The sequence below is a fragment of the Rhodococcus sp. NPDC056960 genome, assembly GCF_042674125.1.
GTDB lineage: Bacteria > Actinomycetota > Actinomycetes > Mycobacteriales > Mycobacteriaceae > Rhodococcus_F.
On the sequence record NZ_JBHURF010000018.1, the window covers coordinates 80,138 to 91,123 of the forward strand.

Annotated in this window: 10 protein-coding genes; 5 read left to right on the forward strand and 5 right to left on the reverse strand. The window is 68.4% G+C overall.

What is annotated here, in order from left to right; genetic code table 11:
- Positions 1 to 5 precede the first annotated feature (5 nt).
- From ACFTWF_RS27340 to ACFTWF_RS27350, 3 genes are read left to right on the forward strand one after another with little or no spacing between them, the layout of a single operon-like run.
- Positions 6 to 1,175 carry a phosphotransferase family protein gene (locus ACFTWF_RS27340; RefSeq protein ID WP_378464281.1) on the forward strand — a complete coding sequence of 390 codons (1,170 nt, stop codon included), beginning with the start codon at positions 6 to 8 and terminating at the stop codon, positions 1,173 to 1,175.
- Complete coding sequence (locus ACFTWF_RS27345; protein WP_378464282.1) at positions 1,172 to 2,317, forward strand: hypothetical protein; 1,146 nt, start codon at positions 1,172 to 1,174, stop codon at positions 2,315 to 2,317. The genes ACFTWF_RS27340 and ACFTWF_RS27345 overlap by 4 nt, the downstream gene beginning before the upstream one ends.
- A gap of 28 nt (positions 2,318 to 2,345) precedes the next feature.
- Positions 2,346 to 3,794, forward strand: coding sequence for an aldehyde dehydrogenase (locus ACFTWF_RS27350; RefSeq protein ID WP_378464283.1), 1,449 nt, complete (start codon positions 2,346 to 2,348; stop codon positions 3,792 to 3,794).
- A 68-nt stretch (positions 3,795 to 3,862) separates the two neighbouring features.
- Here ACFTWF_RS27350 and ACFTWF_RS27355 read toward each other — a convergent pair whose 3' ends face one another.
- The 5 genes from ACFTWF_RS27355 to ACFTWF_RS27375 form a co-directional block, all read right to left on the reverse strand.
- Complete coding sequence (locus ACFTWF_RS27355; RefSeq protein ID WP_378464284.1) at positions 3,863 to 4,363, reverse strand: hypothetical protein; 501 nt, start codon at positions 4,361 to 4,363, stop codon at positions 3,863 to 3,865.
- A 150-nt stretch (positions 4,364 to 4,513) separates the two neighbouring features.
- On the reverse strand, positions 4,514 to 6,343 hold the full coding sequence (locus ACFTWF_RS27360) for a phosphoenolpyruvate carboxykinase (GTP) (protein WP_378464285.1): 1,830 nt from the start codon (positions 6,341 to 6,343) through the stop codon (positions 4,514 to 4,516).
- A gap of 274 nt (positions 6,344 to 6,617) precedes the next feature.
- Positions 6,618 to 6,929, reverse strand: coding sequence for a DUF6802 family protein (locus tag ACFTWF_RS27365; RefSeq protein ID WP_378464286.1), 312 nt, complete (start codon positions 6,927 to 6,929; stop codon positions 6,618 to 6,620).
- 105 nt (positions 6,930 to 7,034) lie between these two features.
- On the reverse strand, positions 7,035 to 8,513 hold the full coding sequence (locus ACFTWF_RS27370) for a hypothetical protein (RefSeq protein WP_378464287.1): 1,479 nt from the start codon (positions 8,511 to 8,513) through the stop codon (positions 7,035 to 7,037).
- A complete protein-coding gene (locus ACFTWF_RS27375) occupies positions 8,480 to 9,352 on the reverse strand; it encodes a hypothetical protein (protein ID WP_378464288.1) in 873 nt (290 codons plus the stop codon). The genes ACFTWF_RS27370 and ACFTWF_RS27375 overlap by 34 nt, the downstream gene beginning before the upstream one ends.
- A 122-nt stretch (positions 9,353 to 9,474) precedes the next feature.
- On the opposite strand from ACFTWF_RS27375, the gene trmB reads away from it, so the two are divergent.
- A complete protein-coding gene (gene trmB, locus ACFTWF_RS27380) occupies positions 9,475 to 10,251 on the forward strand; it encodes a tRNA (guanosine(46)-N7)-methyltransferase TrmB (protein ID WP_378464289.1) in 777 nt (258 codons plus the stop codon).
- Positions 10,248 to 10,979, forward strand: a complete 732-nt coding sequence (locus ACFTWF_RS27385; protein WP_378464290.1) for an NYN domain-containing protein — start codon at positions 10,248 to 10,250, stop codon at positions 10,977 to 10,979. Before trmB ends, ACFTWF_RS27385 begins: the two co-directional genes overlap by 4 nt.
- Positions 10,980 to 10,986: the final 7 nt, after the last annotated feature.

Sequence of the window (10,986 nt, forward strand, 5' to 3'; positions counted from 1 at the left end):
AGGAGGTGACCGTGAGCACGAGCACTGCCCGATCCGCCGACGACTCCGATCACTCGTCCGAAGTCGCCAGGCCCAGTAACTCCCGCCGCGATCCGGAGGTCCTCCGGGACGCGCTGCAACGCTGGCTCGCCGATCGACTGCCCGCCGACGCCGCGCCCGAGGTCACCCACCTCCACCTTCCCGACGCCAACGGCATGTCGAGCGAGACCATCCTGTTCGACGCCACCTGGTCGGGCGAGATCCACCCACTGGTCGCACGGGTCGCACCGGCCGACACGACGATGCCCGTCTTCCCCAGTTACGACCTCGACGGACAGTTCCAGGTGATGGCTCAGGTGCGGGAGCACTCCGCCGTCCCGGTCCCGGTCGTCTACTGGTCCGAGTCCGATCCCGGTCCGCTCGGCGCCCCGTTCTTCGTCATGGCCCGGGTGTCCGGACAGGTCCCGCCGGACGTGATGCCCTACAACTTCGGGTCGTGGGTGACGGAGGCGACCGAGGAGCAGCGCGCGCTGCTGCAGCACAGCGCCGTGAATGTGCTTGCGCAACTGCACGAGATCGACCGGCCGTGGGAGCGATTCGCGTTCCTGCGACTGCCCGGCGCCGGCCCCACCGTCACCGAGGCGCTCGCCGCGCACATCCGGCAGCAACGCGAATACTACGAATGGACGACGCGGTCCGGTCCGCGGTCGCCGCTCATCGAACGCGGTTTCGCGTGGATCGAGGAGAACCTCCCCGACGACTCCTCCCCCGCCGTCTTCTGCTGGGGTGACGCCCGCATCGGCAACATGATGTTCGAGGACTTCCGGCCCGTGGCCGTACTCGACTGGGAGATGGCCACACTCGGACCTCGCGAACTCGACCTGGGCTGGATGACATACCTGCACCGGTTCTTCGAGGACATCGCGGCGGCCGCCGGACTCGACGGGATGCCCGACTTCCTGCGACTCGACGACCTCGCCGCCCGCTACGAGGAACTGACGGGCCACACGCCCCGCGATCTCGAGTACTACACCGCCTACGCGGCACTCCGGCAGGCCACCATCATGCTGCGGATCCAGGAGCGCGCCATCCACTTCGGGCAGGCCGCCCTGCCGGCGGACCCGGACGACATGATCATGCACCGCGCCTCCCTCGAGGCGATGCTCGACGGCACCTACTGGGAGAAGATCCGATGACCGCCGACTACACGGGGAACTCGCTCTCCCCGATGGACGACTACCCCGTTCATCAGGTGGCCGAACCCATTCGGCGCGTCGCCACATCCGACCGGAACTTCTACGACCGCTACTACTTCAACTGCTATCCGTCGGCGGAGTCCGACCTCTTCCTCATCATCGGTCTCGGGCAGTACCCGAATCTCGGTGTGACGGACGCGTTCGCGGTGCTCCGCCGCGGCGACGACCACATCGTCGTCCGCGGGTCGGCGGCACTGGGCCACGACCGCTCCGACACCACGATCGGGCCGTTCCGCGTGGAGGTCCTCGAGGGCCTGCAACGCCTGCGCGTAGTACTCGAGCCGGGCGACTACGACCTCTCCTTCGACCTCACCTTCGACGGCGCGATCCCCGCGACGCTGGAGCCCCGGCACTTCCGCCGGCAACTCGAACGGGTCACGTTCGACACGAGCCGCTTCGTCCAGACCGGCACCTGGACAGGCGAACTCACAATCGACGGGCAGAGCCTGTCCGTCACCCCCGACACCTGGCGCGGCAACCGCGACCGGTCATGGGGGGTGCGCCCGGTCGGTGAGTCCGAACCGCCCGGCCGGCGGGCGGTCGACGGCATCCAGAACTTCTTCTGGATCTATTCGGTGATGCAGTTCGAGGACTACACCGTCTCCGTCGTCCTGCAGGAGGACGAACTCGGCCGGCGGATCGTCGAGGACGCCGTCCGGATCTGGCCGGACGCCGACCGCGAACCCGAATGGCTGGGCCGGCCCGAGCACGAGTTGAAGTTCGAGCCGGGGACGCGGGACGTGACGGCGGCGTCGCTGAGTTTCCACCGTCCGACCGGCGAAGTCGTCACCGTCACCTGCGAACTGCTGGTGCCCAATTACATCGGCATCGGCACGGGGTACGGCCTCGAAGCCGACTGGCGTCACGGCATGTGGCAGGGCGAACTCGAGGTGCAGGGACTGCGCAAGCGCGCCTCCGAGATCGACCCGGGCCTCCGGATGTTCTGTCCCGTCGACAATCTCACCCGCTTCCGACTCGAGGACAGCGGCGACACCGTCGTCGGGACGGGGTTGTTCGAGGTGGCCGCGATCGGCCCGCACGCACGATACGGATTCGACAGTTTCACCGACACCGCCTCCTGACCGGGGGAACGACACGAGGAATGGACAAATGACCGACTACGACAAGCTCTACATCGGCGGCAAGTGGGTGGCCCCGGCCACCGATCAGGTACTCGACGTGTTCTCCCCGGCCACCGAGGAACGCGTCGGCCGCTGTCCCGTCGCGTCACCGGCCGACATCGACGACGCCGTCGCCACGGCCAGGCAGGCATTCGACGAGGGTCCGTGGCCGCAGACCACACCCGCCGAGCGCGGTGAGATCCTGGCGAAGGCCGCGAAACTCATCGAGGAGCGCGGCGACACCCTCAACGCGCTGATCTCGTCGGAGATGGGTCAGCCGCCCGCGATGGTCGGGATGATGCAGCAGACGCCGTCGCTCGCGACCCTGAATTTCTACGCCGGTCTCGCGAACGAGTTCGAGTGGGAGCAGACCCGCACCGGTGTGTTCGGCCAGACGAAGGTGCTGCGCGAGCCGGTCGGTGTGGTGGCCGCGGTCCTCGCCTGGAACGTGCCGCTGTTCCTCGCCGTCAACAAGCTGTCCCCGGCACTGCTCGCCGGCTGCACCGTGCTGCTGAAGCCGGCACCCGAATCTCCGCTCTCCACACACGTTCTCGCCGAGATCTTTGCCGAGGCGGGGGTACCCGAAGGCGTCATCTCCGTCCTGCCCGGCGGCGCCGAGACCGGCGAGTACCTGGTGTCGCATCCCGGGATCGACAAGATCACGTTCACCGGCAGCAGTCCCGTCGGCCGCAAGATCGGGGCCATCGCCGCACAGAACCTCAAGCGCTGCTCCCTCGAACTGGGCGGCAAGTCGGCGGCCATCATCCTCGAGGACGCCGATCTCGCGTCCACCATGCCGATGCTCGTGATGTCCGGGCTGATGAACACCGGCCAGGCGTGTGTCGCGCAGACCCGCATCCTGGCCCCGCGGTCCCGGTACGACGAGGTCCTGGACGCGCTCGTGGCGGGTGCCGGATTCATGGCCGTCGGCGATCCGTCGGACCCGGCCGCGCAACTCGGGCCGCTGATCTCGGAGAAGCAGCGTAACCGCGTCGAGGGCTACATCGCCAAGGGCAAGGACGAGGGCGCCCGCGTGGTGCTCGGCGGCGGCCGCCCCGCGGGCCTCGACAAGGGCTGGTACGTGGAGCCGACGATCTTCGCCGACGTCGACAACTCGATGACCATCGCCCGTGAGGAGATCTTCGGACCCGTCCTGTCGGTGATCCCCTACGACTCCGAGGACGAGGCGATCAAGATCGCGAACGATTCCGACTACGGACTCGCCGGCTCGGTGTACACCACCGACATCGATCACGGCCTCGCCGTCGCGAAGCAGATCCGCACCGGCACGTACGCCATCAACTGGTACGCATTCGATCCGGGATCACCGTTCGGCGGCTACAAGGCCTCCGGCATCGGCCGCGAGAACGGACCGGAAGGGCTCGAAGCCTTCTGCGAGACCAAATCCGTCCTGATGCCGCCCGGCTACGCGGGATAGGCGGCTTCGCCCCCTGTGCGCCTTTCTGGTTGCTGCAGCTACCAGAAAGGCGCACAGGCCCGGAGGGCCTAACTGCCGAACTGAATTCCACCCAGCGGGCCGCCGACGAGGACGATCTGCGGCAGCGTGGTCTGGGGGTTCGCGACGGTCGTCAGGGACAGGCATTCGCCGATGACCGCGTAGGCGCCGTCCGGGAGTTCCGGTGTGGTGAACGTCTTGACCGCGTTACCGGCCTGGTTGGCGACGACCCGCTCCAGCGGGGCGGTGGCCCACGCGACGAATCCCGGCTCGAGCACCACGGCGGGATCGGCGAGCACGGCGGGCAACTTGGTGGCGTCGAAAGCTACTGCACCGCAGGACTGGGCGTCCAGCAGATTCAGGACGTTGGGGTTGGTGACGGTGATGTCGAGGGTGTTTCCGTCGGCCGCGGTCACCACGGTGGGAGGCTGGACTTCCGTCGCTGCGGACGCCGTCGCCGGCATGGTCATGGCTACGGTGGCGGCGGCCGCGGCAGCGAGTGCGGCACCTCCGGCGAGTCGTTTCATGCCCCTGCTGGTCCCTGTCTGCATCTGCAATCCTTTCGTCGCGTGAGCTTCGAGAATCGAGGCCTTTACAAACCGAATGGTATGCGTTTACTTGGGGGACGTCCCCTGGAACGACGAATGTCACAGTGGTTCAGTCGAACTGAACCACTGTGACATTCGGTCACCGGGGTGGGACTAGCTCAGGCGCTGCTTCAGGGCCTCGAACTCGTCACGGATGCCGGAGGGAACCTTCTCGCCGAGGAACTCGAACCACTCCTCGATGAGCGGCAGCTCCTTCTTCCACTCGTCGACGTCGACCTTCAGCGCCTCGTCGACGTCGTTGGCGTCGACGTCCAGGCCACCGAGCTCGAGATCGGCTGCGGTCGGAACGAATCCGATCGGGGTGGACTCGGCGCCGGCCTTGTGCTCGATGCGGTCGACGATCCACTTCAGCACGCGGGAGTTCTCGCCGAAACCGGGCCACAGGAAGCGGCCGTCGTCGCCACGACGGAACCAGTTGACGTAGAAAATCTTCGGCAGCTTCTCGGCATCCGCGTGCTTGCCGAGGTTGATCCAGTGGTTCAGGTAGTCGCCGGCGTTGTAGCCGATGAACGGGATCATGGCCATCGGGTCGCGGCGGACGGTGCCGACGGCACCCTCGGCGGCCGCGGTCTGCTCGGACGACAGCGTGGCACCCAGGAACGTGCCGTGCTGCCAGTCGAAGGACTCGCTGACCAGCGGGACCGTCGTCTTACGGCGTCCGCCGAACAGGATCGCCGAGATCGGCACACCCTGCGGGTCGTCCCACTCGGGGGCGAGGATCGGGCACTGCGACATCGGGGTGCAGTAGCGCGAGTTGGGGTGCGCGGCCTTCTGGTCGGAGTCGGGCGTCCACTCGTTGCCCTTCCAGTCGACGAGGTGCTGCGGGTCTCCTTCGAGGCCCTCCCACCACACGTCGCCGTCGTCGGTCTGCGCGACGTTCGTGTACAGCGAGTTGCCCGCCTCGAGCGTCTTCATCGCATTCGGGTTCGAGCCGTAGTTGGTGCCCGGCGCGACGCCGAAGAATCCGTACTCCGGGTTGACGGCGTACAGGCGGCCGTCCTCACCGAACCGCATCCACGCGATGTCGTCGCCGAGGGTCTCGGCGCGCCATCCGGGGATGGTCGGCTGGATCATCGCGAGGTTGGTCTTGCCGCAGGCGCTCGGGAACGCGGCCGCGATGTAGTACGGCTTGTCCTCCGGGGAGATCAGCTTGAGGATCAGCATGTGCTCGGCGAGCCAGCCCTCGTCGTGGGCCATCGCCGATGCGATGCGCAGCGAGTAGCACTTCTTACCGAGCAGAGCGTTTCCGCCGTAGCCGGAACCGTAGCTCCAGATCTCACGATCCTCGGGGAAGTGGGTGATGTACTTGGTGTCGTTGCACGGCCACGGGACGTCGGCCTGACCCTCTGCGAGCGGTGCGCCGACCGAGTGCAGCGCCTTCACGAACGGCTTGTCGGTGCCGAGCTTCTCCATGGCAGCGGTACCCATGCGCGTCATGATGCGCATCGACACGACGACGTACTCGGAGTCGGTGATCTCGACACCCAGCTTCGGGTCGTCGGCGCCGAGGGGCCCCATGCAGAACGGCACCACGTACATGGTGCGTCCGCGCATACTGCCGCGGTAGAGGTCGGTCATGAGCGACCGCATCTCGGTCGGGTCCATCCAGTTGTTGGTGGGCCCGGCGTCGATCTCTTCACGGGAGCAGATGTAGGTGCGCGACTCGACGCGGGCGACATCCGACGGGTCGGAGTTGCCGACGAACGAATTCGGCTTCTTCTCGTCGTTGAGGCGGGTGAACGTGCCTGCCTCGACGAGCTGCTCGGTCAGTCGATCCCATTCGGCGTCCGAGCCGTCTGCGAAGACGACCCGTTCGGGCTGAGTGAGTTCGGCAACCTCTCGAACCCAGGCGAGCAGCTCACTGTGCTCCGTGGGGGGCGTGCCGTCAGTTCCGTTCAGACCGGGAATGGTCGCTGAGGTCATCAAACTCTCCTGGGGTGAGCCGGAACCGGACCATCTGCCGTCCGCTGAGAGAACCTCACAGCGAGTGCCAGACGGTCCGATTTCCCCTCTCGGCGGGGTCCAGCCAGGCCGTCCATGCCACATGGAAGACGCGGGCGCCGGGTGTCCTATCCCTAGAGGTTAACGCCGCGAGTCCCATCTCGGGGAATCGGGTGCGGTTGGAATGGTCACAAGAACGATTCAGTAGCGTTGCCAGGGGCCTTTCCCGGGTCTGGAGTGCGGATTTCGGAGGCGTTCAGCCGTTACCGAGAGTCCCGCCATCGGTCTGCTGCCAGTGCACGACGCCGTCGCCGTCGCGGTGAAACTCCCACGACGCATAGGCGCCGTCGTCGTGGATCAGCGTCAGATGGTCTGCGTCGCCGTCCGAGTCGAGGTCAGAGGCGATGACGACCGCGTCGCCGGCCTCGAAGGTCTGGGTGTCCAGGACCCCGTCTCCGTCGATGTCGTGGGTCGGGTCGGTGAGGGCGATCGCCCCGGAATCGGGGCCGAAAGTGCTCGGATCGACGTCCGGCACGTCCGGGATCAGAAAACTCTCCGTCGTCGCCACCGCGGTCTCCCTTCACATTTCGAACGATTTTCACGCACGAATCAAGACATATCAAGATAATTCAACACGATCCCACAGCAAATCGGGCGAACATCGGTCGGATACCTATGTATTCAGACGTTCGACAGTTCGTTTCGGTTCCCCCGCGCGCCGGCGGACCTCCTGCAGTCCGCGGTCGACCGCCGCGAGGTCGCGTTCGCAGGAGGACAGCTGCCCGGAGCGTCTCGCGCCGACCCGACGGAGTTCGGCGTCGATCTGCGCGACCCGCTCGTCCACCTTCCCGGCGCACACCCGGCCCTCGGCGATGATCGCCTCACTCACCCGGGTCTCCGCTGCGAGCAGTCGGCCGAGGGCGAACTGCTCCCACTGGGACCGGACGTGGACCAGGGCCTCGGTGGCCCACTGCCGAACGTGGGCACGCTCGGCGACGTGCCCGCGCGCCCGCGTCAGCCACCACGCCGCGACCGCGCCCAGCGCCAGGGTGAGCGGGATGGTCGCGAAGTCGACGACGGGCACCATCGACAGCGGCGAGACCACCAGCCTGCCCAGACCGAGCCCCGCGGACGCGCCGATCAGCACCGTCATCCGGTCCTCGACTCCGCGGTGCCGCGGTTCGGGCCCGTCCGGCGCGACGGGGGCCGGCAACGGAACGTCGGTCGCGGGTGTCGATCCGGTAACCCCCAGACGGGACGTCAGGGTGTCGAGTCGCGCGGTCACCGCGGCGTCGACCGCGCCGCTCCGCTCGCCCACGACCTCGGTCAGCCGGTCCGGGTACCCGGCGAGGGTCCCGCGCCCGGCGCGATCGATCTCGGCGCGCACTGTCGTTCCCACCGCACGAACCTGCGACGCGACCTCGTGCATCAACTCGACCTTCGCGAGCTGTACCTGCCCGCGCAACTGCGCGACCCGTTCGGTGCGCCCACCGTCACGTTGCGCGAGCGAGCGCACCCGCTCGGCGCGCAGATCCGCGCCGGGCTCGGAGTCCCGTACGGACCGCGCGGTGGTGACGATCATGCGCCGGGTCTGCTCGAGCACGATCTCGACGGCGGAACGGCTGTCGCGCGTGTCGTCGCGCGCGGCGGACAGGAGTGCGGCGAGCACGGCCTCGACCCCGGACCCGCCGGCCGCCACGGGGTGGATCGTCGAGTCGGCGAATCGCGGCGAATGAGCGGCGAGCAGCGCCCGGTTGCGTTCGCTCACCCGCGCCCAGTCCCCGTGGACGTCGGTCTTGGTGAGTGCGAACACCACGGGACCGGCGGGGCGCGCGACGAGATCGAGGGCGGACAGCTCCTCGCGCCCGAGCGGCGCCGCGGCGTCGAGCACCATCAGAACGACGAGGGCGTCGACCGGATCGTCCACGAACGCGAGGGCGGACCGATCGAGCGCGCGGAGCCCGCGCACGAGCGTCGACTTCCCGGACCGGCGCGGTCCGGCCACGAAGACGCCGCTCCCCGGTGCAGCACCGGACCGCAGACGCGCGGCGGCGTCCGGATTCCACCGCGTGACGACGTCGACCGTCTCCGCAGGCAGATCCGACCACTGGTGGGCGGTCACGCGCCGCGACTGCCGCTCAGCTGTTGCCACACGCGCACGTAGTGACGCCGCACGTCGACGGCGGCTCGGCGCCCGCGGGCCGTCGGTTGCAGGGCCTGTTGTGCGCGCCACCAGTCCGCGCACCTCGCGGCGTCCTCGGCATTTCGGGGCGGCTCCGGCGCCTCCGCGGCGCAGTCGTCCAGGTGGAGCCGGGCCGCGAGGGCCGCGAGTGCGACGGCGTCGTCGCCGGCGAGATACGCCTCCAGCACGTCCCGGGCCGCCGCGCTGCGTGCCGCCAGCGACCGCAGCGACGTCAGGAGCGTCTCGCCGCGGGCCGCCCGGATTCGGGCGGCCCGGTCGGCGATGGCGGCCGACACCGCGCCGATCCCGCTGTTCGGATCACCCGCGGTCGCGAGCGTCCCGATCAGGGGCAGAGCAGGAAGGCCGCCCTCGGTCGCGCACTCGGCGGCACGCGCGACCGCGGCCTCCCACGCGTCTGCCGGCGCCCGCGACTCGCCCACCGTGTCCGATTTGTTGAGAACGAAGAATGTCTGCGCCGGATCCAGCGGCCGCACCGCGTCCCGGTCGGCGTCGCGCACCGTTTCGACGACGACGTAGACCACCACGTCCGCGTCCAGAACGGGGTCGGGCGCACCGGGCACATCGACGGGATCCGTCTCCTCCACGACGACTCCCGGGATCGCGACCGCGGTCAGCGCCGCGGCCACCGTGGACCGGCCCACACCCGCCCGACCGGCGGTCTGGACGCGAATCGGCGCCCGGAACACGGCCACGGCCTCGCGCACGCGCTCGCCGGCCGTGCGGTCCCGGGACGCGACGTCCCCGGCGAGTTCCGCCAGTTCCCCGCCCCCGGCATCTGCTGTGCCCATGACGCAGTCACCCCCCTTCGTACCGCGCCGATTCTGTCAGACCCGGACCGAATCGGCGTGGGCAACCGTGCAGGCTGGGCACCGGATTACCGAAAAAGTCTCAATGTGAACTTCAGACCCGTATGCCGGAAACGCCACGCATGCGTGACAATGGTCCGGTGAACCACGCTGATCAGGATGCACCCGCCGTCCCCGAGGAGGGGCAGACGAAGGACTCGAAGGGGTCCCGTCTCCACCCGAGGGTGACAAGTTTTCGCTCGCGCAGGGGCGCTCTGACCGCCGCCCAGCAGGAGTCCTGGGACCGGCAGTGGCCGAAGATCGGCGCGGACGTCACCGACGATCGCCTGGATGCGACGTCCTGGTTCGGCCGCGACGCCCCCCTGATCCTGGAGATCGGCTCGGGGACGGGCACCGCGACCGCGGCGATGGCCAAGGCCGAACCGCACGTGAACCTCATGGCCGTCGAGGTCTACCGGCCCGGGCTCGCGCAGTTGCTTCAGCAGATCGAGCGGGACGAGATCCCGAACATCCGGGTCCTGCGCGGCGACGCCATGGACGTTCTCGAGAACATGATCGAACCGGAATCACTCACCGGTGTCCGTGTCTTCTTCCCGGACCCGTGGCCGAAGGCCCGCCATCACAAGCGGCGCCTGCTGCAGGCCCCCACTTTCGCCCTGATCGCGAGCAGGCTGAAGGCCGGCGGTGTGTTGCATGTCGCAACAGACCACGCCGAGTACGCCGAGGCCATCGCCGAGGCGGGCAACGCCGAACCCCTCCTGACCTCCCTCGACTGGGAGTCGCCGATGACGCACGAGCGCCCGGTGACGAAGTTCGAGGACAAGGCCCACCAGGTCGGCAGTGCGATCACCGAGTTGATTTGGGGGAAGATCAGGCCATGAGCGTCAGCGAGCAGTACTCCGACACGGCCGGCACCGCCCCGGCAGGCGCCGCGGTGTCGTCAGGATCTCCCGCGGCGGGGGCACGTGACGGACGTCACCAGAAGCGGGTTCTCCTGGTCTGGGACGCACCCAACCTCGACATGGGCCTCGGCGCCATCCTCGGCGGCCGGCCCACGGCCGCCTACCGGCCACGATTCGACGCACTCGGCCGCTGGCTGCTCTCCCGGACCGCGGAACTGTCCGCGTCCGGCACCGACACCCTCGAACCCGAGGCGACCGTCTTCACCAACATCGCGGCTGGCAGCGCCGATGTCGTGAGACCGTGGGTCGAGGCCTTGCGTAATGTGGGCTTCGCGGTGTTCGCCAAGCCGAAGGTCGATGAGGACAGCGACGTCGATTCCGACATGCTGGACCACATCGCGCTTCGTCATGGTGAGGGGCTGGCCGGTGTCATGGTCGCCTCCGCCGACGGTCAAGCGTTTCGCGAACCGTTGGAGGACATCGCCGCGACCGGCATTCCGGTCCAGATACTCGGGTTCCGCGAGCACGCCAGCTGGGCGGTCGCGTCCGACCTTCTGGACTTCGTCGATCTCGAGGACATCCCCGGCGTGTTCCGGGAGCCGCTCCCTCGGGTCAGCCTCGACACACTGCCCGACGAGGGTGCCTGGTTGCAGCCGTTCCGACCGCTTTCCGCCCTGCTCGTCGGGCGGAAGAGTGCTGCCGAGTAGGAGTTGA

What these genes read in the sequence shown, in the direction of transcription:
- ACFTWF_RS27345 (WP_378464282.1), top strand. Translation starts at nt 1,172, where the DNA reads ATGACCGCCGACTACACGGGGAACTCGCTCTCCCCGATGGACGACTAC.
- ACFTWF_RS27350 (WP_378464283.1), top strand. Translation starts at nt 2,346, where the DNA reads ATGACCGACTACGACAAGCTCTACATCGGCGGCAAGTGGGTGGCCCCG.
- ACFTWF_RS27355 (WP_378464284.1), bottom strand. Translation starts at nt 4,363, where the DNA reads ATGCAGACAGGGACCAGCAGGGGCATGAAACGACTCGCCGGAGGTGCC.
- ACFTWF_RS27360 (WP_378464285.1), bottom strand. Translation starts at nt 6,343, where the DNA reads ATGACCTCAGCGACCATTCCCGGTCTGAACGGAACTGACGGCACGCCC.
- ACFTWF_RS27375 (WP_378464288.1), bottom strand. Translation starts at nt 9,352, where the DNA reads ATGGGCACAGCAGATGCCGGGGGCGGGGAACTGGCGGAACTCGCCGGG.
- trmB (WP_378464289.1), top strand. Translation starts at nt 9,475, where the DNA reads ATGCCGGAAACGCCACGCATGCGTGACAATGGTCCGGTGAACCACGCT.
- ACFTWF_RS27385 (WP_378464290.1), top strand. Translation starts at nt 10,248, where the DNA reads ATGAGCGTCAGCGAGCAGTACTCCGACACGGCCGGCACCGCCCCGGCA.